The organism is Rathayibacter sp. Leaf299 (assembly GCF_001423055.1).
Classification (GTDB): Bacteria; Actinomycetota; Actinomycetes; order Actinomycetales; family Microbacteriaceae; genus Rathayibacter; species Rathayibacter caricis.
Genome location: NZ_LMNT01000003.1, coordinates 392,933 through 417,489 on the forward strand (window position 1 = coordinate 392,933; position 24,557 = coordinate 417,489).

Here is a 24,557-nt window from a genome sequence, read left to right on the forward strand (position 1 = left end):
CGGGGGAATCCCCCGGGCTGTGCTGCTGCCTCTCGACGTCGCGTCAGGCGCGCGGGTGAGCGAGCCGGTAGGCGTCGCGGATGCGCTCGGTCGAGACGTGCGTGTAGATCTGGGTCGTCCCCAGGCTCGCGTGGCCGAGCATCTCCTGCACCGAGCGGAGGTCGGCTCCCCCGTCGAGCAGGTGGGTGGCGGCGGAGTGGCGGAGCGTGTGCGGGCCGGAGGGGCCGGAGCCGTCCTCGAGGAGGCGGGTGACGACTCCGTAGACGGTGCGGGGCGTGAGGCGCGCTCCGCGTCGGCCGAGCAGGAGGGCGTTCTGCGACTCGGGCCTCGCGAGGTGCGGACGGGCCGTGTCGAGATAGGCGACGAGCGCCTCCTTCGCCGGGACGCCGAAGGGGACGACGCGCTGCTTCGAGCCCTTGCCGGTGACGAGGACGGTGAGACGTGAGAGGTCGAGATCGCCGATGTCGATCGCGACGAGCTCCGAGACGCGGATGCCGGAGGCGTAGAGCAGCTCAATGATCGCGAGGTCGCGGACTGCGACCGGGTCGTCGGTCGCTCCGCGCGCCGTCACGGTGTCGATCACCTGCTCCGTCTGCGCCTGCGTGAGGACGCGCGGGAGGGAGCGGCCCGCTTTCGGAGTGCGGAGCCGCGCGGCGACGTCGGTGGGAGTGCGCTCGGTGCGCTGCGCCCAGGAGGAGAAGGAGCGGACCGCCGCGGTGCGACGGGCGAGCGTGGCCCGCGAGACACCGGTCTGCGTCTGCTGCCACAGCCAGTCGCGCAGGAGCTCGAGGTCGACGTCGGCGAGAGTCGCGACGCCCTTCGTCGCCGCGTGAGCCAGGAGAGTGGCGAGGTCGCCCCGGTATCCCTTGGCCGTCGCGGGTGAGAGCGAGCGCTCGTCGAGCACGTAGCGGAGGAAGTCGTCGACGGCACCGGCGAGGCTCGCGTCACGCACTTCCCCTCACGCCTCCACGGCCGGCATGCGCGACCAGAGGTCGATGCGGCCCTGCTCGTCGAGCTCCTCGAGCCGTTCGATCAGATCGGTGCCGAAACGGGTGGCGATCGGAGCGGTCGCGCTGGGCACGAGCGAGGTCGCGATGGTCTCGGGGTGCACGTGGACGAGCGAGAAGCTCTGGGCGCCGTCGATGCCGCGGAGCTCCCGCTCGGGGGCGCCGAGGTCCATCGTGTAGCTGGTGGCCCCGGCAACGAAGACGGGGACGCCGGCGAAGGTCGCGGCGGTCGGGTAGTGCAGGTGGCCGCCGAGGATCGCGCGGACGTCGGTGCCGCGGACGACCTCGTCGAGCCGCTCGATGCCGCGGAGCTCGAGCACCGTCATCGCACCGAGCGGAGTGGGGAGCGGCGGGTGGTGGAGGGCGAGGATCGTGCCGAGCGGGGCCGGAGTCGCGAGCTCGCGCTGGAGGCGCTCGAGCTGCTCGTCGGTGAGCGCGCCGTGATGGAAGCCGGGAACCGCGCTGTCGAGCGCGATGAGCCGCAGTCCGTCCAGGTCGACGACCTGGTCGATCGGCACCTCGCTGTCGTCGTGCCGCTGATCGAGGAGCACGCGTCGGAACGCCCGCCGCTCGTCGTGGTTGCCCATCACCCACACGATCGGGGCACCGAAGCGCTGGGCGAGCGGAGCGAGTGCCGCCTTCACCCGCCGGTAGGCGTCCTCCTCGCCCCGGTCGGCCACGTCACCCGTGACGACGATGGCGTCGAGTCGACCGCTGCGCTCCTCGAGCCGTGCGAGGGCCTGGTCGAGGCGCGCCACTGTGTCGACCACTCCGTAGAGCGGAGCGCCCTCGGCGAGGAAGTGCGTGTCGCTGAGGTGCGCGATCACCCGATCGGCCGCCCGGAAGTGCCCGAGCTGCGGATGCTCCGCCGTCGTCGCCTCGTCGTCCATGCCGCTCCCCTCGCTGACCTGCTTTCAGCGTAGGGCGGACGACCGACAGCGGGTGCCCGGCGAGCCGCGGGATCGAGGCGTTGCGAAGGTCTGCGAGACGGTGCGTCGCCTAAGCGCCTCGGGTCAGACGCGGGCCGCTGAGTTGGACCGCCGATGAGGCGGCACCGGGCCGAGCGTCGATTCGCTCAACGCCATCTCCCCTCGTCCCCATTCGACGAGGAAAGCGACCAGGCTATCGATCTGCTCGCGGTCGCCGTTCAGCCGACCTTCCGGCCGCGGATTGAGCAGCTCGTGCATCCAATTCTTCAGCCGAGGCCCAAAGTCCAGCCCTTCCCGGTTCGGTTCGAGCGCGAAGAGAGCAGCTGTCTTGTCGATCCGATTCCGCAGGTCTGCCCGAGCCAAACGGCGTGCCTTAGTGTCAGCGAAATTCTCTCCGTCCCCATAGGCCTGGATTCCGCTGAGCAGGTCGAAAGTGCGCTCGATCAGCGCGCGACGTCGCTCCTGAGTGACGTCGAGGACCCGAGCACGCTCCGCCTCCAGTGCTTCGCCTGTCCGCTTCTTGAAGTCGCGATCCTGAATCTTGAGCGCGACTACGACCGAGATGAGAACGCTGAGGAACGCCGCAACGAGCTCGAGCCAACTCGTCCGGTCGAGCCATTCTTGCCACCAGTTCATGAGCCGACTCTAGATCCGCTCGAGCCAGTCACTCGGCAGATCATCAGGGGCCCGCAGATGACCACCTTCCATCGTCGGTGCGCTGCACGTGGGCCTCAGCAAGGAGCGCGCCGAGGATCGCGAGCGTGTCGGAAACTCGGAGCCCGAGGTGCTGCGCGAGCGCGTCGGTGTCCTGCTGTCCGCGCTCCCGCAGTGCGGTGACGAGGCGGGAGGCCGGTCCGGGAACGAGGTCCGTCGGGACGCTCTCTCCCACGCCGAGGAGCTCGAGGACCTCCGGCGCCGAGGTGACACAGGTCGCCGCGAACTCGCGGAGGAGGCGATGGCAACCGGCGGAGGACGCGCTCGTGACGGGGCCGGGGACGGCTCCGAGGGGGCGGCCGAGAGCCGCCGCGTGGCCGGCGGTATTGAGGGATCCGGACCGGGCGCCGGCCTCGACGATGACCGTGGCGCCCGCCGAGGCAGCGATGAGCCGATTCCGCTGCAGGAACCGCCATCTCGTCGGAGTGGTACCGGGGGGCACCTCGGTGACGACCGCGCAGCCGGGGGTCGCGATGATGCGGTGCAGAAGCTCGGAGTGCGCCGTCGGGTAGAGCCGATCCGGCCCCCCGGCGAGGAAGGCGACTGTGCGCCCGCCGGAGCCGAGCACGGCGCGGTGGCCGACCGCGTCGATGCCGAAGGCGCCGCCGGAGACGACGAGGACGCCGCGATCGGCGACTCCTGCGGCGAGCTCGGCGGTGACGTGCTCGCCGTACCCGGTGGCGGCTCGAGCTCCGACGAGGGCGAGCCGGTGGGTCGGGGCGAAGGCGGAGAGGTCGCCTCGGGACCAGAGGACGAGCGGGGCGTGCGGACCCAGGTCGTCCAGTGCCTCCGGCCACCCGGGCGAGCCGGGCAGGAGCAGGTGGGCCTTGAGCTTCTGCGCGATGTCGATGCGACGCAGGACCAGCGCGCGGTCCAGGCGAGGCCGCCAGCGCTCGAGTCCCGCCGCGAGGGTGGACAGCTCGGCGGGTGTGCAGTCGGAGTCGGCGAGGACGTCGGACGCGGTCGCGGACGAGACGACGTGCCCGAGAGCGGTCGTGGCACCGACGGCGTCGATGAGCGTCGCCGCGACGGCGTCGCCCGGCTCGGTCAGGCCGCTCCATGCCGCACGCGCGAGCACGTCGGCGGCATCGGAGGCGTCCCCCTCGGCCAGGAGGGAACGGGCGGCACGGAGCTCGGAGCGATCGAACAGGTTCGCGGTCATGCCGCACCTCCTCGGAGGACGAGAGCGCGTCCGAGATGGCCGGCGGTCGGCCTCTCGACGCCGTCGAGGTCCGCGAGAGTCCACGCCAGGCGGAGTACCCGGTCGTAGCCGCGCATCGTGACGAGGCCGCGCTCCAGCGCCTTGTCGAGAGTCCGCGACTCGGTCGAGGTCGGCCGCTGATCGCCGGAGCGGAGCCAGCTGCCGGAGACCTCGGCGTTCGTCGCCCAGGGTGTGCGCCGGAGTCTCTCGCGGGCTCGGTCCCGAGCCGCGGTCACCCGCGAGCGCGCGTCCGCCGTCGTGATGCCCTGCTCCTCCCTCCGCGCGGCGAGTTGAGCGGCTCCGATGCGGCGCACTGTCAGTCGGATGTCGACCCGGTCGAGCAGCGGTCCGCTCAGGCGGGCGAGATAGCGGCGCCGCAGGGCGGGCGCGCACGTGCACGTCTCCCCCGGGATGCCGTGGCGACCGCACGGGCAGGGGTTCGCGGCGAGGACCAGCTGCACGCGCGCCGGGAACTCGGCGACCGCGTTCGCGCGGTGGATGCGGATGACGCCCGATTCCAGCGGTTGCCGGAGCGCGTCGAGCGCGACTGCGCTGAACTCGGGGGCCTCATCGAGGAAGAGGACGCCGCGGGTTGCGCGGGCGACGGCGCCGGGGCGGATGCGTCCGCTGCCGCCTCCGACGATCGCGGCGGCCGAGGCGGAGTGGTGCGGGCTCTCGAACGGCGGGCGGCGCACGAGGCTGCCATCGGTGGGCGCGCCCACGAGGGAGCGCATGCACGTGGCCTCCAGGGCGGCGTCGTCGTCGAGGTCGGGGAGGATGCCCGGGAGCCTGGTCGCGAGCATGGTCTTGCCCGCGCCGGGCGGGCCCAGGAGGAACACGTGGTGACCGCCCGCGGCCGCGGCGATCATCGCCTCCGCCGCCTCCTCGTTGCCGATCACGTCGGCGAAGTCCAGGCGCGACACCGGCCCGACCGGGACCTGACCCTGCGCGGCGGGTTCGGGCAGGACCGGGACTTCCCACTCCGCTCCGTGCCAGACGGCCGCTGCCGCGAGTGACGAGACGGCGATGATCTCGATGCCGTCGACGAGCTCGGCCTCGGCGCGGTCCTCGAGCGGCACCATGACGCGGCGACGACCTGCGCGCGCCGCGGCGAGCACCGCGGGCAGCACACCCGGAACGGAACGGAGCCTCCCGTCCAGACCGAGCTCGCCGACGTGCACCACGGATGCCACGGACTCGCCGTTCACCTCGCCCAGCGCCGCCAGCGCGGCCAGGCCGATCGCGAGATCGAACGCGGACCCGTGCTTGGGCATTGCAGCCGGTGAGAGGTTCACCGTGATCTTGTACTCCGAGATCACGCTGCCCGAGTTGATCGCCGCCGACCGCACCCGCTCCTTCGCCTGCGACAGCGCCGCATCCGGGAGCCCGATGATCCCGATCGCAGGAGTGCCGTCGGAGGAGTGCGCCTCCACTCCGACCACCGCTCCCGTGAACCCGACCAGGCCGACCGCGGACGTGCGACCCATGCCCATCACGCCACCGCCCGGAAGTGCCGCACCTGCACCGGCACCCCGTCCGGCGCGATGATCCCCACCGCATCGATCCGCAGATGCCGCGCACGCTGATCGTGCTCCCGAGCCCACGCGTACGCCAGCCGCCGCAGCCGCTGCGCCTTCGCCCGCGTGATCGCCTCGATCGGCATCCCGAACCGTGCGGAGGAGCGCGTCTTCACCTCCACCACCACCAGCGCCGCACCCTCACGCGCCACGATGTCGAGCTCACCCTCCCGCACCCGCCAGTTGCGGTCCAAGAGCTCGAAGCCCTTCGCCCTCAGATGCGCCGCAGCGATCTCCTCGCCCCGCCGACCCAACTCGTCCTTGTCCATGAAGACCTCCCGCACGCAGAGTCGCGGAGGAGAAGTGGGGGCGGGACGGCAGAGGGTGGATCTCGGGAGAGAGCGCGGAAAAAGGAGCTGTGGAGGGATCAGTTCGACGCGAGGTGGGTCTCGATACGCCGCCGGGGGCGGCTACTCGACCAGCATGAGGGAGGCGAGCGAAGCCCCCAATGAGCGCGGCGCGGAGCGCTACTCGTCGAGCGCGAGTTCCTTGGGGAGCTCGAACTCCTTGCGGGAGAGCTCCTCGACGTTGACGTCCTTGAAGGTCAGCACGCGGACCGACTTCACGAAGCGGTCGGAGCGGTAGACGTCCCAGACCCACACGTCGCGCATGGTCAGCTCGAAGTAGAAGTCGTGCTCGGTGTCGCGTCGCACGAGATCGACCTCGTTCGCGAGGTAGAAGCGGCGCTCGGTCTCGACGACGTACGAGAACTGCGAGACGACGTCGCGGTACTCCCGGTACAGTGCCAGCTCGACCTCGCGGTCGTAGTCCTCGAATTCGTCCTCATCCATCGTCCGTCAATCCTACGCGGGTGCGGGAGCGCCGGACGCCGCGGGCTCCTCGACGGCGACGGCCTCGCGCGGCTTGGACAGCCACGTGACGCGGTGCAGCGGAGACGGCCCGACGCGGTCCAGGCCCGCCCAGTGCGCGGCGCTGCCGTAGCCCTTGTTGCTGTCCCAGGCGTAGTCGGCGAACTCGTCGTGGTGGCGCACCATCTGACCGTCGCGGCCGACCTTCGCCAGCACGGAGGCGGCCGAGACGGACGCGCAGTCGCGGTCGGCCTTGATGCGGGTGACGATGGTCAGCTCGGCGGCCCACTCCCCCAGTGCCGGCGTCAGCCAGTCGTGCTTGCCGTCGAGCAGCACCACGGACGTCGCCAGGTCGACGCCCTGGTCGACGAGGCGCTCGATGCCCCGGGACGCGGCGCGGCCGAGGCCGGCGATGATGCCGGAGTCGTCGATCTCGTCGGCGGAGGACTCGCCGATCGCCCAGCCCGAGACCCACTTCACCACGCCGGGCAGCAGCGCCTCACGACGGGCCGGAGCCAGCAGCTTCGAGTCGCGCAGCCCCTCAGGGAAGCGGCCGCAGCGGCGGGCGATCGAGACGACACCGACCGAGACGGGGCCGGCGATCGCTCCGCGGCCCACCTCGTCGCAGCCGATGATGCTCTCGTAGCCCTGGCGGAAGAGGCGCCGCTCCATCGACAGCGTCGGTTCGGCGACGACCACCTAGCCCTGCCCGGCCTCGGAGGAGGACTCGGACGACTCGGACGACTCCGACGCGTCCTTCTCGACCCCGCGGAACACGGCCGGGTAGTCGTCCAGCCATGCCCACTGCTCCACCGGCCAGGTCACCAGGACCGCCCGGCCGACGACGTTGTCGATCGGGACGAAGCCGTTGCCGGGCTTGTCGGTGTTGTAGCGCGAGTCGGCCGAGTTGTAGCGGTTGTCGCCCATGACCCAGAGCGAGCCCTCGGGCACGGTCACGTCGAACGGGGTCGCCGAGACGGCCTGGACACCGTCGGGGAGCTTCACGTAGGGCTCGTCGATCGGGTTGCCGTTGACCTCGACCTGGCCGAGCGGGGTGCAGCACGTGATCCGGTCGCCGGGCAGGCCGATGACGCGCTTGATCAGGTGATCGTTGCTGTCGGGAGCGGTGAGGCCGACGATCGCGAGGGCGGAGTCGACGGCGGCCTGGAACGGCGGCACGTCCGGCTCGGTGCTCGGCGAGAGCCATCCACCTGGATCGCGGAAGACGACGACGTCACCGCGCGAGATCGGCACCAGGTCGGGGACCAGCTCGTTCACGAGGATGCGGTCGTTCTCGACGAGCGTCTGCTCCATCGAGGACGACGGGATGTAGAACGAGCGGATCAGGAACGTCTTCACGAGGAACGAGACCAGCACCGCGACGACGAAGATGATCAGGACGTCTCGGAGGAAGAGGAGCAGGCCGCGGCGCCTGCGGGGCCGCTCCGGCTCCGCGGTGTGGCGGGCGTGCTCGCCGTCGCCTTCGAGCCGGACCGGGGCCGTGCTGTCTGTCATCGCGTGCCGTCGCCCCTAGCTGTGGATCATCCGGGACCGAGCATCACCGGGCCGGGTTCACCGGCAGGACCGGCCCCCGGAAAGGGTCGAACCCCGGTCCATCATAAGTGGACCGGGGTTCGGGAAGAGTGTGCGGAGACCCGCTGGGGGTCAGCGCTTCTCCTTGATCTTGGCCTTCTTGCCGCGGAGGTTCCGCAGGTAGTAGAGCTTCGCGCGGCGCACGTCTCCGCGGGTGACGACCTCGATGTGGTCGATCACCGGGGAGTGCACCGGGAAGGTGCGCTCGACGCCGACCTGGAAGCTGACCTTGCGGACGGTGAAGGTCTCGCGGACGCCCTCGTTGGAGCGGCCGATGACGACGCCCTGGAAGACCTGGACGCGCGAGCGGGTTCCCTCGACGATGTTGACGTGGACCTTGACGGTGTCGCCCGCACGGAAGTCGGGGATGTCGGTCCGGAGTGACGCCGCATCGACGTTATCGAGGATGTGCATGTTCTATCGCTCTCCGTGCCCGCCACAGGTCGAGCACCGTTTCGTGGGTGGGAAGTCGGTGCGCGCCCCGCGTCGTAGCGGCTCCCCTGTGGCAGAGCCTGCGCGAGGCACAAGCGCTTATTCTGTCACGGCGCGCCGATCCGCGTCAAAGCGGGGTTGCGGCCCGCTCAGAGGACGATCGTCTGACCGTCCTGCGGGCGCTCCGGGTCGAAGCCCTCGCCCGTCACCGGCCGGCCGCCCTGGGCCTGCACGGTCGACGCCTCGGCGAAGGCCACCAGCGTCGCCCGCGCGTCGTGGAGGAAGCGCCAGACGGAGTGGCCGAGCGCCACGACTCCGAGCAGCACCGAGAGGAGTCCCAGAGCCCACGCACCCGGAGGGAAGAAGCCGAGGGCGATCAGCGACGCGTGCCAGGCGCCCAGAGCGGCGACGTCGCCCCACGCAGGAGTGCGCGTCGGCCGCACAGTCACCCGAAACGCCACGATGCTCGCAACGACGGCGAGGCTGAGCGCCAGAATGGGGAGGGCGATGACGAGGCCGAGAACGGTCCACCCGCTCGATCCCCCGAAGAGTCCGTACCCCAGGAGGATCCACAGGGGCAGGACGATCGCGGCCGGATACTGCCAGGAACCGAAAGCCCGTCGCGTGCGCATGCACCGACCGTACCCACCACCGCTGAGCAACGCCTCAGCGACCCCCGAGAGGATCAGGATGATCGAGCTGCGCACGCCCGCCGAGATCGAGGAGATGCGACCCGCCGGCCGCTTCGTGGCCGAGGTCCTGCAGGCCACCGTCGCCGCGGCCGGAGTGGGCGTCAACCTGCTCGAGCTCGACCGCCTCGCCCACGACATGATCCGGACGGCGGGCGCCGAGTCCTGCTACATCGACTACCACCCCTCCTTCGGCGCCAGCCCCTTCGGCAAGGTGCTCTGCACGTCCGTCAACGACGCCGTGCTGCACGGGCTGCCGTTCGACTACCGCCTGCGGGACGGCGACCTGCTGACGCTCGACTTCGCGGCGTCCGTGAACGGCTGGGTGTCCGACTCCGCCGTCAGCGTCGTGGTCGGCGCGCCGCGCGACGAGGACCTCGCCCTCATCGACACCACCACCCGCGCGCTCGAGGCCGGCATCGCCGCCGCGAAGCCGGGCGGGAAGATCGGCGACATCTCGGCCGCGATCGCCGCGGTCGCCCGCGCCGAGGGGCTGAGCATCAACACCGACTTCGGCGGCCACGGCGTCGGGCGCACGATGCACGGGGACCCGCACGTCCCGAACGACGGACGCGCCGGGCGCGGTTACCCGCTGCGGCCGGGCCTGGTCGTCGCGATCGAGCCGTGGTTCCTGCAGACGACCGACGAGATCTTCACCGACAAGGACGGTTGGACCCTCCGCAGCCGCGACGGCTCGCGCGGGGCGCACATGGAGCACACGATCGCGATCACCGAGACCGGGGCGCTGGTCCTCACCGCCCGGGACTGACGCGGAGAAGACCGCGTCGGCGACAGCGCTGGACAGCGGCACTATCGGATAGCCATACTCTCCGTATGCGCATCTCCGAGCTCGCTCGCCTCACGGGCGTCAGCGTCGCCACGATCAAGTACTACATCCGGGAGGGGATCCTCGCCACGGGCGAGTCCTCGGTGCCCCAGCGGGCGGAGTACGGCGACGCCCACGTCGCGCGGCTCCGCCTGCTCCGCGGTCTCATCGAGAGCGGAGGAGTCGGCATCGCCGGCGCGAAGCGCATCACAGCGGTCCTCGACAGCGGGGCACCCCCTGCGCACGCGTTCGAGGTGGCGCAGGACGTCGTCTCGGCGAACGCCGACTCGGAGGCCCCGGCGACGGAGGGCTCGCTGGAGCGCATCCGCTCGCTCGTCGGCCCGATGCTGTGCGAGCACCCCGCGGTCGCGACGGCGGCCCGCGCGCTGGACGCCCTGGAGGCCTCCGGCGGAGCGATGACCCCCGACTGGCTCGAGCGCTACGAGGAGGCGGCCGAGCTCGTCGCCCGCGCCGACCTCGACGAGCTCGAGGCGAGGGAGAGCGTGAGCGAGCAGGCGTCGATCGCGGCGGTCGGGACGGCTCTCGGCGACGTGGTCCTGCAGTCGCTGCGCCGAGTGGCCCAGGCCCGCGAGACGCAGCGCCGGTTCGGCCCGGCCGAGGGCGCATCGCGATGACCGCCGTGCAGGAGGCGCCGGTCTCCGAGGCCCCCGCCCGTCCGCACCGTCCCCTCCTCGCCCTCGCGATCGCGATGGCCGTCGGGGCCGCGTTCTGCGTCGTCGCGCTCCTCGTCGATCCGCGCGAGCTCGCCGGGCAGCCCGTCTGGGCGAAGCCGCTCAAGTTCTGCCTCTCGATCGCCGTCTACGCGCTGACCCTCGCGTGGCTGATCGGACTCCTCCCCCGCCGCCGCCGCCTCGGACGGATCCTCGGCACCGTCGCGGCAGCGGGCCTGGTGATCGAGATGGTCGTCATCGGCGGCGCCGCGGCCGTCGGGGCCGCGAGCCACTTCGACGTCAGCACGCCCCTGCACTCGGTGATGTGGACGACCATGGCCGTGTCGATCGTGGTCGTCTGGCTCGCCACCCTGGTCCTGGCGCTCCTCCTGGCCCGGGCCCCCCTGGGCGATGCGGCCCTGACGGTCGCCGTACGGGCAGGACTCGTGATCGGCCTGGTGGGCATGGCGCTGGCCTTCCTGATGACCGGTCCGACCGCGGACCAGATCTCGGACTACCAGGGGGTCGTCGGAGCGCACGCCGTCGGCGTGCCGGACGGCGGCACGGGCCTGCCGCTGCTCGGCTGGAGCACCACGGGCGGCGACCTCCGCATCCCGCACTTCGTCGGGATGCACGCCCTGCAGGGTCTGCCGCTGCTGGCGATCGGCCTGCGTCTGCTCGGACGACGCGTCCCGCTGCTCGCCTACTCGGCCGTGCGCGCCCGACTGCTCGTGCTCGCCTCCGTCGGGTGGGCCGGTGTCGTCGCGATCACCTGCTGGCAGGCGCTGCGCGGCCAGTCGATCGTCGCTCCGGATGCGCTCACCGCGGCCGTCGGTCTCGGCCTCGCCCTCCTCCTGCTCGGCGGCGCCGTCGCCGTGCTCACCCGACCGCGCACCCCGGAGGTCCCGCGATGAACCGACTGCTGAAGAACTGGACGCCGCTGGCGCTGGTCTACCTCGTCCTCGCGGTCCTCGGGCTCGTCGGCACCTGGACGCACAACATCCGCGCCGTGCTCGAGAGCGTCAACTTCCTCGGCGCCTGGTTCGACGGCGGGCCGGCGGTGTCGTCGCTGACGACCGATCTGCTGATCGTCGCGATCGCGGCGGTGGCCCTGATCGTCGCCGAAGGACGGCGTCTCAGGATGAAGCGGCTCTGGGTCTACGTGCTGCTCGCTCCGCTGGTCGCGCTCGCCTTCGCGTTCCCGCTGTTCCTCGCGATGCGGGAGCGGCGCCTCGCCGAGCGGCGCGCCGAGGGCAGACCCTAGGGCAGCAGCTCCGGGCGAACGCGGCGGGTGCGCTCGACGCTCTGCTCGTGGCGCCACGCGGCGATCGCTCCGTGGTTGCCGCTGAGCAGCACCGGGGGGACGTCGAGGCCGCGCCAGGACGCGGGCTTGGTGTAGCTGGGGTACTCGAGCAGACCGTCGGAGTGGCTCTCCTCGACCAGGCTCGCCGGGTTGCCGACGACGCCGGGGACGAGTCGGCCGACGGCCTCGATCATGGCCATGACGGCGACCTCGCCACCGTTCAGCACGTAATCGCCGAGGCTGATCATCCGGACGCGGGCGCGGGTCGCGGTGTGGTCGACGACGCGCTGGTCGATGCCCTCGTAGCGGCCGCAGCCGAAGACGAGCGCCTTCTCGTCGGCGAGCTGCCGAGCGGTGGCCTGCGTGAAGACCTCACCGGCCGGCGAGGGGAAGACCACGAGCGGATCCGCGTCGCCGGCGGATTCGAGGATCGTGTCGAGCGCCTCGCCCCACGGCTCCGGGCGCATGACCATGCCGGCGCCTCCGCCGTAGGGAGTGTCGTCGACAGTGCGGTGCCGGTCGTGGGTGAAGGAGCGCAGATCGTGCACGCCGAGCTCGATCAGCCCGCTCTGGCGCGCACGCCCGAGCAGGCTGATGTCGAGCACCCCGAAGAACTCCGGGAAGATCGTGACGATGTCGATCCTCACGACCGGGGGTCCTCCGCGGGGGTCGCGTCGGTCGAGTCGTCCTCGGAGGAGGGGGCGTCGGTCGCGATCGCGTCCTGATCGGCATCGCCGTCCCCGGAGTCGGTCCCGGCGATCGTCGCGAGCTCGGGATCGGACAGGTCGACGCCCGTCAGATCCACCTGCGTCGGCTCCACCTCGACGATCTCCTCGAAGAGTCCGGTCGGAGGAGTGACGGTGACGACACCGGCAACGGGGTCGATGGACGGCACGATCGCGGTGACGAACGGCACCATGACCTCGCCGGAGGGAGTCGCCACGATGAGCAGATCCTGTGCCGGGAAGTGATCGACGCGGCGGACGGTGCCGACCTCGGCTCCGTCGCGGACGACCTTCATTCCGACGAGCTGGTAGTCGTACCAGGAGTCGTCCTCGCCCGGCGTCGTGCGGACCTCCTCGTCGATCCAGAGGATCGCCTTCAGGAGCGTCTCGGCGGCGCTGCGGTCGTCGACGCCCTTGAAGAACGCGACGGGGTGGCTGTTGTACCAGCGCAGCTCGACGAGCTCGAGCTTCTTCCCGTGCCACTCGGAGGTGCGGGGCACCTGCAACGTGAACGTGGATCCGGGCGTGAAGCGCTTGTCGGGCTCGTCGGTGTAGAGCTCGAGCTTGATGGCGCCCTTGAGGCCGTGGGCCTTGGTGAGTCGGGCGACGCGGAGCTGCGTCGTGCCCGTTCCGGGGGTCGCCACCTCTACTTGTCGGTGTCGACGACGTCGACGCGGACGCGACGGCCGTCGGCGAGAGCGGCGACCAGGGTGCGGACGGCCTTGGCGGTGCGGCCGGAACGTCCGATCACGCGGCCGAGGTCCTCGGGGTGCACGCGCACCTCGAGGACCTCTCCGCGTGGGGAGCTCGTCGCCACGACACGGACCTCATCGGGGTTCTCGACGATCCCCTTGACGAGGTGTTCGACGGCAGGAGCGAGCATGGACTACGCCTCGGTGGAGGTCTCGTCGGCGGTGTCCTCGGCCGGAGCGGCCTTGGCCGGAGCCTCGGTCTTGGGCTTGAGGACGGGCTTCTTCTTGGCGTCGATGACGAAGGGCGCCTTGGGCTCCTTCACCTTGACGGTGCTGACGGCGTCGGCGTCGCCCTTGTAGCGGCCCCAGTCTCCGGTCAGCTTGAGGATCGCGGCGACCTGCTCGGTCGGCTGCGCGCCGACGCCGAGCCAGTACTGCGCACGCTCGGAGTCGACCTGGATGAACGAGGGCTCCTCGGTGGGGTGGTACTTGCCGATCTCCTCGATGACGCGGCCGTCGCGCTTGGTGCGCGAGTCGGCGACGACGATGCGGTAGTAGGGCGCTCGGATCTTGCCGAGGCGCTTCAGACGAATCTTGACAGCCACAATTCTCCTGTGTGGTCGTTGACCGATGAGGTCGATGATGGATGAACTGAGCCGTGAGCGTGGGGTGCACACCCGGCCGGAAGCTCGAGGGGGTTTCTTCGGCGGTGAGTAGAGGGTCGACCGCCTCGGACCCGACGGATCATTCTGCCAGAAAAACGCCCGGCGCGCGGGCGCGACATGCAGGTCCCGGGGCCGCGGAGCCGCGGATCGCGACCGGACGACCACCTGTGACCCCGCGCGGACAGCCCACACGTCCGCCTCCGCGAGTCGTGGGACGATGAAAGCCGTGCGTCCCGACCCGGTGGACGCCGGATCGACGGAGACGACGCCATGGAGATCAGCTTCGCCCAGTCCGACCGCTCCACGCTCGGGATCGAGTGGGAGGTCGCGATCGTCGACCGGCAGACGGGCGATCTGGCCAACGTCGCCGACGTCGTGCTCGAGGCCCTCCGCGGGGAGGACGGCGAGCCGCATCCGCGGATCACCGGCGAGCTGCTGCGCAACACCGTCGAGCTCGTCTCCGGTGTGCACACGACCGTCCGCGACGCCGTCGCCGATCTGCAGGACCAGCTGCGCCAGGTGCGCGAGATCACGGACCCCATGGGCCTGGACCTCGTCTGCTCCGGCACCCATCCCTTCGCGCAGTGGTACGACCAGAGCATCACCGACAAGGAGCGCTACCACCGGCTCATCGACCGGACCCAGTGGTGGGGCCGGAACATGATGATCTGGGGCATCCACGTGCACGTCGGCATCGAGGACCGCGACAAGGTGCTCGCGATCCTGAACTCGCTGCTCGACTACTACCCGCACCTGCAGGCTCTGTCGGCGTCGAGCCCGTTCTGGGGCGGAGTGGACACCGGGTACGCCTCGAACCGCGCCCTGATGTTCCAGCAGCTGCCGACGGCGGGCCTTCCTCCCCAGTTCGGCGCGTGGGCGAACTACGAGGAGTACGTCGACGACATGATGCGCACCGGCGTCATCGACGACCACACCGAGGTCCGCTGGGACATCCGCCCCTCGCCGCAGTGGGGCACGCTCGAGATGCGCGCGTGCGACGGCCTCTCGTCGGCGGAGGAGATCGGCGCGGTCGCCGCACTCATCCAGTGCCTCGTCGAGCACCTGTCGACGCGCCTGGACCAGGGCGAGGACCTGCCGACCATGCAGCCCTGGTACGTGCGCGAGAACAAGTGGCGCGCGGCGCGGTACGGCCTCGACGCCGAGATCATCCTGGACAGCGCGGGGGCCGAGCGCCTCGTGACCGACGACATCCGCGATCTGCTCGTGACGCTCGCGCCCGTCGCCGAGCGCCTGGACTGCACGGCCGAGCTCGCCGACGTCGAGCTGATCCTCGTCGCCGGCGCCAGCTACCAGCGGCAGCTGAAGGTCGCCGCGGCGAACGACGGCGACCTGAAGGCGGTCGTGCGGGCACTCGCCGGCGAGCTGCGCGACGGACTGCGGGATCCGCGGGCATGACCGCGACGCGGCGGCTCGTGCTGGTCGCGGCCCTCGTGCTGGGGCTGGCCGGGTGCTCGTCCGCAGCGGAGCCCGCGGCGACCGACATAGCGACCGCGACTCCGGCCCCGACCCGCGACGCCGAGGCCCCGAACCCGCTCGTCGTCGGAGGAGCGATCCCGGCCGGCGCGCGGGTCACGTTCGTCGGGGACAGCATCGTGCGCGGCTACGGACTCGACGCGGAAGCCGCCTGGCCCGTGCTCGTCGGCGACGCGTTCGGCTGGACGGTGACCAACCTCGGCTGCGACGGCGGCGGCTTCGTCAGGCCGGGGACCTGCGGGTCCCCGATCGGGGAGCGCGCCGAGGAGATCGCCGCGACCGAGCCGGACGCCGTCGTCGTCCTGGCGAGCAGCAACGACCTCGGCTCGTCCGTCGACGAGGTCGTCGCCGCGATCCCTCCGGCGGTCCAGGCGATCGCGGCGGCCGTCCCGTCCGCGCGACTGATCGCGGTCGACTCCGTCTGGGGACCCGACCCGCGGCCCGCCGACCTCGCCGCCTACGACCAGGCCCTCGTGGACGCGGTGACCGCGGCCGGCGGCGGGGCTCTCGAGTACCCCGATCCGCTCCGCGCCGACGGGCTGCTCGCCGAGGACGGCATCCACCCGACGGAGGCCGGCCAGCTCGCCCTCGCGGAGGCCTTCGCGCTGGCGGCCGAGAAGGCCGGGCTCGGGCAGAGCGTCCCGACCGATTCGGCGCCGACGGTCACGGAGTAGGGCGGGAGTCGAGCTCCCGCCCCTCCCCGATCAGCGGGTGGTGCTGTTCTTGCCGTCGCGCCAGGACAGGAGCTCGCGCACCGGCGCGAGATCGATGTCGGGCCCGGTGATGCCGAGGGTGAACAGGCGCGCGCCGAGGTCGAACTGCTGATCGGCGACCGCGAACGCGCCGTCGCCGCCCTCGGCGGGGATGTTCACACCGGTCGAGATCTCGATCGCGGAGAGATCGCGCTCCACCTTCGCGCACCAGTCGCCCAGGACTCCGAGCTTGCGCTCGAGGGTGGGGACGTCCGAGAAGCTGTGCCAGATGTCGGCGTGCTCGGCGACGATCCGCAGGGTCTTCTTCTCTCCCCCGCCGCCGATCATCACGGGGATGTCGCGGGTGGGAGCGGGGTTCAGCTTCTCCCAGCGGCTGCGGATGCGCGGCATGGCCTCGGACAGCTCGTCCAGTCGCGAGCCGGCGGTGCCGAACTCGTAGCCGTACTCCTGGTAGTCGCGCTCGAACCAGCCGGAGCCGATGCCGAAGATCAAGCGGCCCTCCGCGCCCTTCGCGCTGATGTGGTCGACCGTACGGGCCATGTCGGCCAGCAGGTCGGGGTTGCGGTAGCTGTTGCAGGTCACGAGCGGGCCGAACTCGATGCGGCTGGTCTGCTCGGCCCAGGCGGCGAGCATGCTCCAGCCCTCGAAGTGGAGGCCGTCGGGCTCGCCCGAGAGCGGGTAGAAGTGATCCCAGTTGAAGGCGATGTCGACGCCGAGGTCCTCGATCTCGGCGAGGGTGTCGCGGATGACCTCGTAGGACACGTGCTGAGGGGCGATCTGGACGCCGATGCGGACCGGGCGCGCGGTGGTGGTTGTCATGCTCTCCACGCTAGACCTCGGGAGTGACGGGGACGCGTCTTCCGTCGCGGGGAGAGGAGCGCCTCAGGCGCCCCTTCTGCTGGTCGAGTAGCGCAGGCGCCCCTTCTTGCTGGTCGAGTAGCGCCGCAGGCGCGTATCGAGACCCACCGGCTCCGGGTGACGTGGATCTCGATACGCCCGCTGCGCGGGCTACTCGATCAGCAGAGGCTCGATCCGCGAGGGAAGCCAGGCCGCTACTCGCCGGCGGGGTCGGGGGCGGTGGTCGGGGCGTCGTCGGAGGTCGAGCGGGCGAGCTTGACGGTGGTGGCGCCGGCGTCGTCGAAGAGGCGGAGGCGTCCGCCGTCGATCGCGGCCATCGACGCCTCCGAGAAGATCGTCGGCAGTGCGACTCCGTCGCACGCGATCATCGTGCTCGGCCCGGCGTCGACGCTGAGCGCTCCCTCGCCGTCGATCGACCACTCGCCCTGCACGCCGTTGCAGCCGTCCGAGCCGGTCCAGGTGCCGTCGTCGGCGATCAGGAGGAACGGCACGTCCGGGGACTCGTATGCGACTCCGGTCACCCACCGGCCGACGAGCTCCTCGGGAGCGGGAGCCGACATCGCATCCGCTCCGGACGTCTCGGCGCAGCCCGCGAGCCCGACGACGGCGACGGCCGCGAGGGCCGCTGCGGCGATCCGTCGCCCCGCCGTCATCGGCCGAGGAACTTCTGCAGCTGCTCCAGCTCCTCGGGGGTGGGCTGGGCCTGCGGGCCCGTGCCGCCGCCGAGGCCGAAGCCCGAGCCGCCGGCGTCGCCGGAACGCGGGCCGGAGGTGATCGCCGCGTTCTCGGCCGCGCGCTTCGCCGGGTTGCCCGACTTCGACGTCTTCTTCTTCTGCGGCTTCGGACGGCCCTGGTAGCCGGCTCCGGGGACGGGACCCATGCCGGGCACGTTCGGCATGCCGCCCTTGGCCACGGTCTTCATCATCTTCGCGGCCTGCTCGAAGCGCTGCACGAGCTGGTTCACGTCGGTCACGGTCATGCCCGAGCCCCGCGCGATGCGCAGGCGCCGGGAGCCGTTGAGCAGCTTCGGGTTCACGCGCTCGGCCTTGGTCATCGACTGGATGATGGCCTCGGTGCGCACGATCTCGCGCTCGTCGAACTGGTCGAGCTGCTCGCGCATGCCCTTCGCGCCCGGGAGCATGCCGATCATCTTCTTGATCGAACCCATGTTGCGCAGCTGCTGCATCTGGCCGAGGAAGTCGTCGAGCGTGAACGAGTCGCTCATGATCTTCTCGGCGACCTTGCGCGCCTCGTCCTCGTCGAACGCGGACTGCGCCTGCTCGATGAGGGTCAGCACGTCGCCGAGGTCGAGGATCCGGCTCGCCATACGGTCGGGGTGGAACTGCTCGAAGTCGTCGAGGCCCTCGCCCGTGGAGGCGAAGAGGATCGGCCGACCGGTCAGCGAGGCGACGGACAGCGCTGCTCCGCCCCGCGCGTCGCCGTCGAGCTTCGACAGCACGACTCCGGTGAAATCGACGCCCTCCTGGAAAGCCTTCGCGGTGGCGACCGCGTCCTGTCCGATCATGGCGTCGATGACGAAGAGGACCTCGTCGGGGTTCGTGACGCGGCGGATGTCGGACGCCTGCTTCATCATGTCGGCGTCGACGCCCAGGCGGCCGGCGGTGTCGATGATGACGGTGTCGTACTGCTTGTCGACGGCGAACTTGATCGCGTTCTGCGCGACCTTGACCGGATTGCCGACCCCGTTGCCGGGCTCGGGAGCGTAGACCGCGACTCCGGCCTGCTCGCCGACGACCTGCAGCTGCTGCACCGCGTTGGGGCGCTGGAGGTCGGCGGCGACGAGGAGCGGGGTGTGCCCGTCCTTGCCGAGGTACTTGCCGAGCTTGCCGGCGAGGGTCGTCTTGCCCGCACCCTGGAGGCCCGCGAGCATGATGACGGTCGGCGGGCGCTTCGCGAACTCGAGGCGGCGCGACTGCCCGCCGAGGATCGCGACGAGCTCCTCGTTGACGATCTGCACGACCTGCTGCGCCGGGTTCAGCGCCTTGTTGACCTCGTCGCCGAGGGCGCGCTCGCGCACCTTCCCGGTGAAGGCCTTGACCACGTCCAGCGCAACGTCGGCGTCGAGCAGCGCGCGCCGGATCTCGCGGACGGTGCCGTCGACGTCCGAGGCCGAGAGCTTGCCCTTCGTGCGGAGGTTCTTGAAGGTCTCGACGAGTCGATCGGAGAGGGTGCCGAAAGTAGCCATGATGCCCGGAATTCTACCGGAGCCGCGGAGTGCTCGGTTCTGCGGGGGCTCGGCTCGATTAACTGGGCTCAGTGCAGGAAAGCGTCTAGGGTGGCGACGTGATCGAGACACTTCTGGCGGGCGACTCCGCAGCTCCTCTGGACTACCGCGACGGCTGGCAGCTGCAGCGCCGCCTCCACGACGAGGTGGTCGCCGGGCGCGACGGCGTGCTGGTGCTCTGCGAGCACGCCTCCGTCTACACCGCGGGCAAGCGGACCGAGGCGCACGAGCGCCCGGTCGACGGCTCCCCCGTCGTCGACGTCGACCGCGGCGGCAGGATCACCTGGCACGGGCCCGGTCAGCTCGTCGGGTACCCGATCGTGAGGCTGCGCGAGCCGGTCGACGTGGTCGCCTACGTCCGCTCCCTCGAGGGCATGCTGATCGCCGTGCTCGCCGACCTCGGGGTCACGGGCGAGCGGATCGACGGGCGCTCGGGCGTGTGGATCCGGCGACCGCTCGGTGCGGACAAGATCGCGGCCATCGGCATCCGCGTCGCCGGCGGTGTGACGATGCACGGCTTCGCGCTCAACGTCTCGAACAGCCTCGAGCCCTACTCCAGCATCGTCGCCTGCGGCATCTCGGACGCCGGAGTGACGACGATCGAGCGCGAGACGGGCAGCGCCGTGACGATGGAGGCGGTGCGCGCCCTGGTCGATCAGCGGTTCCGCGAGTGCTCGCTCGAGTTCTCTGCGGAGCAGGCCGCGGAGGTGGCCGCATGAGCGCCGGGGCGGGCGGACGCAAGCTGCTCCGACTCGAGATCCGCAACGCCGAGACTCCGATCGAGCGCAAGCCCGACTGGATCAAGACCAAGGCGACCATGGGGCCGGAGTACCGGCAGCTGCAGTCGCTCGTGAAGAGCGAGGAGCTGCACACGGTCTGCCAGGAGGCGGGCTGCCCGAACATCTTCGAGTGCTGGGAGGACCGCGAGGCCACGTTCCTCATCGGCGGCGCCCAGTGCACGCGCCGCTGCGACTTCTGCCAGATCGACACCGGCAAGCCCGCCGACTACGACGCCGACGAGCCGCGGCGCGTGGGCGAATCGGTGGCGCGGATGAACCTCCGCTACGCCACGGTCACCGGAGTCGCGCGCGACGACCTCGCGGACGAGGGCTCCTGGCTCTACGCCGAGACCATCCGCCAGATCCACGCGCAGTCCCCCGGCACCGGCGTCGAGATCCTCGTGCCCGACTTCACCGGGCGCCCGGAGCACCTCGGCCGTGTGTTCGAGGCGCGGCCGGAGGTGTTCGCGCACAACGTCGAGACCGTCCCGCGGATCTTCAAGCGGATCCGGCCCGCGTTCCGCTACGAGCGCTCGCTCGACGTGCTCACGCAGGGGCGCGACGCGGGTCTGATCACCAAGTCGAACCTCATCCTGGGCATGGGCGAGGAGCGCGAGGAGATCTCGCAGGCGCTGCAGGACCTGCACGACGCGGGCACCGACCTGCTGACGATCACGCAGTACCTGCGGCCGACGCCGCGGCACCTGCCGGTCGATCGCTGGGTGCATCCGGAGGAGTTCGTGGCGATCAAGGAGGAGGCGGAGGACATCGGCTTCCTCGGCGTGCTCTCGGGTCCGCTCGTGCGGTCCTCCTACCGGGCGGGCCGGCTCTGGGCGCAGTCGATGGAGTCGAAGGGGCGGCCGGTGCCGGAGCACCTGCGGCACCTCGCGGATGCAGCGCTGGGGTTCTCGCAGGCGGTGTGAACTCCCGCGTCAGCTTTCTGGCATGTTCAGTTCCGCCACTGCCGCCTCGTACTCACGACGAAGCGCAGAATTTGGAATTGAATCAAGTCTCCTCACAACGCTACCCAACAGAGCCGCAGATGCCTTCGAGTCGCCTTCACCTTCCAAAGAACGCGCGAGCTCGATGGAGGTACTCACGACGCCGGTCATCTGCTCCAATTTGTTGAATCCTTCGAGCGCATCAGAAAGGTACTCGATTGATTCAGGATATTGACCTCGAAGGCGTGCTATCCGTCCGAGCGCTTGCAATCCGGCTGCCAAGCCTTCAGGATTTCCGGTTTTTTCGTTTATCTCGACACATCTAGACGCGTAGGCCTCAGCTTCTTCAAGTCGATCTTGCCGCGCAAGTACTCGTGATAGTTGAGATAGATTCATCGATGTCCCCTGCCGGTTCCCATGAGTGGAATTGACTGCGAGGGAGTCCTCATACATCTTTTCCGCTTCTGCGTACTTCTTCTGCGCTTCATAAGCCTCGCCCAACGCTGCCTCGGTCGCGGAGGTCCCACGGTAGTAGTCAATTTCCTCGAATATCGTCAAAGCCTCGAGCAGAACGTGCTCGGCCTCGGAGAAGTTGCCGAGCTGCGTGTGAATGACTCCCTGATTCCGCAGGGAATGAGCGCGACCTGCAGGATCATCGACTCGCTTTCGGATTTCTGATGATTCTGACAGCGCCTTGAGTGCATCCCCTAAGCGCTCGGGAAGACGCCGTAATGTCAGCGCGAGATTGTCTAGCAGATACGCCCTACTTACCAGCGACCCATCAGATTCAGCCGACTCGGCAATCCACCGATCTGCAACCTCAAGAGCTCGCCGAAAGTACGTTTCGCTGGCTTTCAACTGGCCATGATGCCGCTTAATCAAGCCAATGTTGGCGAGAGCTTCGACTTCACCTTCAATATCGCCAGCCTCCTGGGATTCACGAATTTGCTGCTCACTAGTGCGCTCCGACGCGCTATATCTTCCCGTCTTGCGCAGGAAGCGTGCATACTCTTTCATAGCTTCGCTGTTATAAAGCCCAGTGGTGGCGCGGGCGTACAATTCTTCTGCAAGCGTATTCTGATTGGCAGCAAAAGCTTTCTTCGCTTGATCAAGCACGCTAGCGCCATCAAGTTGCGCGCTTTGGCCATCTTCAGTCGCGCCAGGTGCCGCTACATCGACCGCGGAACCACCCGAAACAGGAAGAGCGGCCTTCGGCGGCTGTTTGCCATTACCCCACTGACGCGTCCAACGCTGAAGCTGTTTTAGTATCTCAGCTTCAAACTCGCTAATGGAGTCAAAATTAGCGTAAAGGACTCGCCTCTCTTTCTCGAGTTTCTTCTTAAAGTCAAGTACACGCTGCAACTCGCTGCCCGGATCTGAGAGTTGCCGGTCATTCACGCCCTTGAACAGAACGATAACGTCTCTCATTGGCGCATTTTCGTCCTCGAGACACTCCAGTCCGACTGTGTACTCTTCCTCCGTACCCGAAGTGAATTCACCAGCATCCACCGGCGCCATTCCCCATCGATCCCAGAAAACGACGATCAAGTAGTCCGATACTCGGATCTGCTCATTGATGATTCCTTGCGGCCGCCCTGCTCCCGCAAAGGCAAATTCTTGACCTTTTGGAAAAAAGGCAACCTCGCTCTCATGCGAGTCCGTAAAGGTAAAGCGAGTGAGGGTGTCGACGAATCGCTTACGCTCCTCGCCGAGCCCGCCGGGCGAAGCAATGAACACATTGAGCTGCTTGATGTCTCTGGCCACGGTGTCCCCTAGGTTGTATGACCTCGGACACTATTACCCGTCAAACCCGGGGTCAAGAACTACTTCCGAACGACGTCAGCCGACGAGCTGCTGGGCGAAGACGTGCGGGGTGAAGCCGGTGAGGTCGCCGATGCCCTCGCCCTGGCCGACGAGCTTGATCGGGATGCCGGTGCGCTCCTGCACAGCGAGGACGAAGCCGCCCTTCGCGGAACCGTCGAGCTTCGTGATGACGAGCCCCGTCACTCCGGCGTGCTCGATGAACGCCTCGGCCTGGCTGAGACCGTTCTGACCGGTCGTCGCGTCGAGCACGAGCAGGATCTCGGAGATCGGCGCCTGCTTCTCGATGACGCGCTTGATCTTGCCGAGCTCGTCCATCAGCCCGCCCTTCGTGTGCAGGCGGCCCGCGGTGTCGATGATGACCATCTCGATGCCGTTGTCCTTCGCGAACTGCACGGTCTGGAACGCGACGGACGCGGGATCCTGGCGCTCCTGCTGCGGGCGCACGATCTGCGCATCGGCGCGCTGGGCCCAGGTGGCGAGCTGATCGACGGCGGCCGCGCGGAACGTGTCGGCGGCTCCGACTACGACGCTGCGGTCGTAGTTGCGGAGGAACTTGGCGAACTTGCCGATGGTCGTGGTCTTGCCGACGCCGTTCACGCCGACGACGAGGATCACGGCCGGGCGCTCGCTGAGCTTGAGGGTCGTGTCGTACTTCGACAGCCGCTCCTCCATCGACTCGCGGAGCATGCGCTGGAGGTCGCGCGGATCGGTCGTGCTGTAGCGCTCGACCTTCGCACGGAGGTCCTCGACGATCTCCTCGGTGATGTCGGGGCCGAAGTCGGCGGTGATGAGCGCCGTCTCGAGGTCGTCCCACGTCTGGTCGTCGATCGTGCGCTTCTCGAACAGGCCGCGCAGTGCGCGACCGAGCGACCAGGAGGTGCGTTCAGCCATGTGCTCCAGGGTACCGGCGGGAACGGGAGCGGGGAGGCCGCCGAGGAGCCGTCCGGGTACCGCGCAGCCACTCCAGCCGTCCCTCGGCGAACTGCCTCGCGAGCCCGGGCGATCGCCGCCAGAGTCGGAGGAGCGCGAGTCGCGAGAGCAGCGACTCCTTCGCGAGCACCGCGGCTCCGGTCGACCGGCGGTACTCGAGGTCGATCCCGAAGGACCTGTCGACGGCGGCGGGGCCGATCCGCACTCCGCGGATGTCGTTCATCAGGTTCGAGCCGTGCACGACCTGGAGCCAGAGCGGCTCGGCCCGGATGCTGCGCACCGGGGCGTGGAGGCGGGAGGAGCTGTGCCGTCCGTCCTGGAGCACCGTCCGAGGTCCGAGTGCTCCCCGCGGGGGTTCGAGGAGGCTGATGAACGGGTTCGAGGCGTAGTCGTAGCGGAAGACCGCGCCGGAGCGGTCGATCTGCAGACCGCGGGTGCAGTTGAGATAGAGCCCGTCCTCCCCGACCCCCTGCACGAGCGCCGCACTCGCCTCCCGACGCACGGTCTCCACGAAGCGCCGGCCGAGGGCGTCGTCGCTGTCGAGACGGGTCGTCAGGAGTGCCGCAGCGGGGTCCACCCGCTGCACGATCTCGGCGCGCACCACCTCGGCCGAGAACGGTCCTCGGACGTACACGGCGTCGAACAGCCCGTCGGAGGACAGTTCCGCCATCTCTGACCGCAGCCAGTCGGGCGCCCGATCGTCGAGGAACACGAGCCAGGAGGAGCCCGTCGAGGTCTGGGACCGGAGGGAGGCGACCGTCGCGTCGCGGAAGAAGCCCAGCCGGTAGCGCAGCCACGCATCGTCCGGAGTCGGCTGCCCCGCCGTGAAGACGACGCTGAACCTGGTGAGGACGACGTGCTCCAGGGGGATCATCCCGCGACGGTAGCGACGCCCGGCGGCCCCGACTCCGCTGGCGCGTCGTCGTGCGCGGGGCGACGG

29 protein-coding genes are annotated in these 24,557 nt (G+C 69.8%); 8 read left to right on the top strand and 21 right to left on the bottom strand.

Annotated elements, in window-relative coordinates; translation table 11 throughout:
* Positions 1–43: 43 nt before the first annotated feature.
* The 11 genes from ASF48_RS13445 to ASF48_RS13495 form a co-directional block, all read right to left on the bottom strand.
* Complete coding sequence (locus tag ASF48_RS13445) at positions 44–952, bottom strand: tyrosine recombinase XerC (protein ID WP_055792560.1); 909 nt, start codon at positions 950–952, stop codon at positions 44–46.
* A 6-nt stretch (positions 953–958) separates the two neighbouring features.
* Positions 959–1,897, bottom strand: coding sequence for a phosphodiesterase (locus tag ASF48_RS13450; RefSeq protein WP_055792561.1), 939 nt, complete (start codon positions 1,895–1,897; stop codon positions 959–961).
* Between the two features lie 123 nt (positions 1,898–2,020).
* On the bottom strand, positions 2,021–2,572 hold the full coding sequence (locus tag ASF48_RS13455; RefSeq protein ID WP_055792564.1) for a hypothetical protein: 552 nt from the start codon (positions 2,570–2,572) through the stop codon (positions 2,021–2,023).
* Positions 2,573–2,615: 43 nt separating this feature from the next.
* Positions 2,616–3,812 (bottom strand): DNA-processing protein DprA, encoded by a 1,197-nt coding sequence (gene dprA, locus ASF48_RS13460; protein WP_055792567.1) that lies wholly within the window; start codon positions 3,810–3,812, stop codon positions 2,616–2,618.
* Positions 3,809–5,344, bottom strand: a complete 1,536-nt coding sequence (locus ASF48_RS13465; RefSeq protein WP_055792569.1) for a YifB family Mg chelatase-like AAA ATPase — start codon at positions 5,342–5,344, stop codon at positions 3,809–3,811. The genes dprA and ASF48_RS13465 overlap by 4 nt, the downstream gene beginning before the upstream one ends.
* On the bottom strand, positions 5,344–5,697 hold the full coding sequence (locus tag ASF48_RS13470; protein WP_055792574.1) for a YraN family protein: 354 nt from the start codon (positions 5,695–5,697) through the stop codon (positions 5,344–5,346). Before ASF48_RS13470 ends, ASF48_RS13465 begins: the two co-directional genes overlap by 1 nt.
* A gap of 198 nt (positions 5,698–5,895) precedes the next feature.
* Entirely contained in the window at positions 5,896–6,219 is a 324-nt protein-coding gene (locus ASF48_RS13475) for a DUF2469 domain-containing protein (protein WP_055792576.1), read from the bottom strand.
* A 12-nt stretch (positions 6,220–6,231) separates the two neighbouring features.
* Complete coding sequence (locus tag ASF48_RS13480) at positions 6,232–6,936, bottom strand: ribonuclease HII (RefSeq protein WP_082481471.1); 705 nt, start codon at positions 6,934–6,936, stop codon at positions 6,232–6,234.
* A complete protein-coding gene (gene lepB, locus ASF48_RS13485; RefSeq protein WP_055792579.1) occupies positions 6,937–7,752 on the bottom strand; it encodes a signal peptidase I in 816 nt (271 codons plus the stop codon). It abuts the gene before it with no gap.
* 150 nt (positions 7,753–7,902) lie between these two features.
* Positions 7,903–8,244, bottom strand: coding sequence for a 50S ribosomal protein L19 (gene rplS / locus ASF48_RS13490; protein WP_055792582.1), 342 nt, complete (start codon positions 8,242–8,244; stop codon positions 7,903–7,905).
* A 167-nt stretch (positions 8,245–8,411) separates the two neighbouring features.
* Positions 8,412–8,894 carry an MFS transporter permease gene (locus ASF48_RS13495; protein WP_107575080.1) on the bottom strand — a complete coding sequence of 161 codons (483 nt, stop codon included), beginning with the start codon at positions 8,892–8,894 and terminating at the stop codon, positions 8,412–8,414.
* Positions 8,895–8,952: 58 nt separating this feature from the next.
* On the opposite strand from ASF48_RS13495, the gene map reads away from it, so the two are divergent.
* The 4 genes from map (at position 8,953) to ASF48_RS13515 (ending at position 11,712) form a co-directional block, all read left to right on the top strand.
* A complete protein-coding gene (map, locus tag ASF48_RS13500; protein WP_055792588.1) occupies positions 8,953–9,720 on the top strand; it encodes a type I methionyl aminopeptidase in 768 nt (255 codons plus the stop codon).
* 65 nt (positions 9,721–9,785) lie between these two features.
* Positions 9,786–10,412 carry a MerR family transcriptional regulator gene (locus tag ASF48_RS13505; protein ID WP_055792590.1) on the top strand — a complete coding sequence of 209 codons (627 nt, stop codon included), beginning with the start codon at positions 9,786–9,788 and terminating at the stop codon, positions 10,410–10,412.
* On the top strand, positions 10,409–11,362 hold the full coding sequence (locus tag ASF48_RS13510) for a hypothetical protein (protein ID WP_055792594.1): 954 nt from the start codon (positions 10,409–10,411) through the stop codon (positions 11,360–11,362). Before ASF48_RS13505 ends, ASF48_RS13510 begins: the two co-directional genes overlap by 4 nt.
* Positions 11,359–11,712 (top strand): DUF2834 domain-containing protein, encoded by a 354-nt coding sequence (locus tag ASF48_RS13515; RefSeq protein WP_055792597.1) that lies wholly within the window; start codon positions 11,359–11,361, stop codon positions 11,710–11,712. The genes ASF48_RS13510 and ASF48_RS13515 overlap by 4 nt, the downstream gene beginning before the upstream one ends.
* Here ASF48_RS13515 and trmD read toward each other — a convergent pair.
* Genes trmD through rpsP form a run of 4 tightly spaced genes read right to left on the bottom strand, consistent with a single transcriptional unit; the run spans position 11,709 to position 13,773 of the window.
* Positions 11,709–12,398, bottom strand: coding sequence for a tRNA (guanosine(37)-N1)-methyltransferase TrmD (trmD, locus tag ASF48_RS13520; RefSeq protein WP_055792599.1), 690 nt, complete (start codon positions 12,396–12,398; stop codon positions 11,709–11,711). The two genes, ASF48_RS13515 and trmD, sit on opposite strands and share 4 nt — an antisense overlap.
* The gene (rimM, locus tag ASF48_RS13525; protein ID WP_055792602.1) at positions 12,395–13,120 is read right to left on the bottom strand and encodes a ribosome maturation factor RimM; all 726 of its coding nucleotides are present in this window, start codon (positions 13,118–13,120) and stop codon (positions 12,395–12,397) included. The genes trmD and rimM overlap by 4 nt, the downstream gene beginning before the upstream one ends.
* A 2-nt stretch (positions 13,121–13,122) precedes the next feature.
* Positions 13,123–13,359 carry an RNA-binding protein gene (locus ASF48_RS13530; protein WP_055792605.1) on the bottom strand — a complete coding sequence of 79 codons (237 nt, stop codon included), beginning with the start codon at positions 13,357–13,359 and terminating at the stop codon, positions 13,123–13,125.
* A 3-nt stretch (positions 13,360–13,362) separates the two neighbouring features.
* Complete coding sequence (rpsP, locus tag ASF48_RS13535; protein WP_055792609.1) at positions 13,363–13,773, bottom strand: 30S ribosomal protein S16; 411 nt, start codon at positions 13,771–13,773, stop codon at positions 13,363–13,365.
* A gap of 330 nt (positions 13,774–14,103) precedes the next feature.
* On the opposite strand from rpsP, the gene ASF48_RS13540 reads away from it, so the two are divergent.
* Entirely contained in the window at positions 14,104–15,249 is a 1,146-nt protein-coding gene (locus tag ASF48_RS13540; RefSeq protein ID WP_055792612.1) for a glutamate--cysteine ligase, read from the top strand.
* Positions 15,246–16,001: an SGNH/GDSL hydrolase family protein gene (locus ASF48_RS13545; RefSeq protein WP_055792615.1), complete on the top strand. Its 756-nt coding sequence runs from the start codon at positions 15,246–15,248 to the stop codon at positions 15,999–16,001. The genes ASF48_RS13540 and ASF48_RS13545 overlap by 4 nt, the downstream gene beginning before the upstream one ends.
* Before the next feature lie 30 nt (positions 16,002–16,031).
* On the opposite strand, the gene ASF48_RS13550 is transcribed toward ASF48_RS13545, so the two are convergent.
* The 3 genes from ASF48_RS13550 to ffh form a co-directional block, all read right to left on the bottom strand.
* On the bottom strand, positions 16,032–16,859 hold the full coding sequence (locus tag ASF48_RS13550) for an LLM class F420-dependent oxidoreductase (protein WP_055792618.1): 828 nt from the start codon (positions 16,857–16,859) through the stop codon (positions 16,032–16,034).
* Positions 16,860–17,092: 233 nt separating this feature from the next.
* Positions 17,093–17,551 (bottom strand): META domain-containing protein, encoded by a 459-nt coding sequence (locus ASF48_RS13555; protein WP_055792621.1) that lies wholly within the window; start codon positions 17,549–17,551, stop codon positions 17,093–17,095.
* Complete coding sequence (gene ffh, locus ASF48_RS13560; RefSeq protein ID WP_055792623.1) at positions 17,548–19,104, bottom strand: signal recognition particle protein; 1,557 nt, start codon at positions 19,102–19,104, stop codon at positions 17,548–17,550. Before ffh ends, ASF48_RS13555 begins: the two co-directional genes overlap by 4 nt.
* Before the next feature lie 98 nt (positions 19,105–19,202).
* Here ffh and lipB point away from each other — a divergent pair, with 98 nt between their 5' ends.
* Together lipB and lipA are read left to right on the top strand one after the other, a co-directional pair.
* Positions 19,203–19,862 (top strand): lipoyl(octanoyl) transferase LipB, encoded by a 660-nt coding sequence (lipB, locus tag ASF48_RS13565; protein WP_055792627.1) that lies wholly within the window; start codon positions 19,203–19,205, stop codon positions 19,860–19,862.
* Complete coding sequence (lipA, locus tag ASF48_RS13570) at positions 19,859–20,845, top strand: lipoyl synthase (protein WP_055792630.1); 987 nt, start codon at positions 19,859–19,861, stop codon at positions 20,843–20,845. The genes lipB and lipA overlap by 4 nt, the downstream gene beginning before the upstream one ends.
* Positions 20,846–20,854: 9 nt before the next feature.
* Here lipA and ASF48_RS19075 read toward each other — a convergent pair whose 3' ends face one another.
* The 3 genes from ASF48_RS19075 to ASF48_RS13580 all read right to left on the bottom strand — a co-directional run bounded on the left by ASF48_RS19075 (position 20,855) and on the right by ASF48_RS13580 (position 24,491).
* On the bottom strand, positions 20,855–22,627 hold the full coding sequence (locus ASF48_RS19075) for a tetratricopeptide repeat protein (RefSeq protein WP_082481473.1): 1,773 nt from the start codon (positions 22,625–22,627) through the stop codon (positions 20,855–20,857).
* 75 nt (positions 22,628–22,702) lie between these two features.
* Positions 22,703–23,578 carry a signal recognition particle-docking protein FtsY gene (gene ftsY / locus ASF48_RS13575; protein ID WP_055792633.1) on the bottom strand — a complete coding sequence of 292 codons (876 nt, stop codon included), beginning with the start codon at positions 23,576–23,578 and terminating at the stop codon, positions 22,703–22,705.
* Positions 23,571–24,491: a glycosyltransferase gene (locus ASF48_RS13580; RefSeq protein ID WP_055792636.1), complete on the bottom strand. Its 921-nt coding sequence runs from the start codon at positions 24,489–24,491 to the stop codon at positions 23,571–23,573. The genes ftsY and ASF48_RS13580 overlap by 8 nt, the downstream gene beginning before the upstream one ends.
* Positions 24,492–24,557 lie beyond the last annotated feature (66 nt).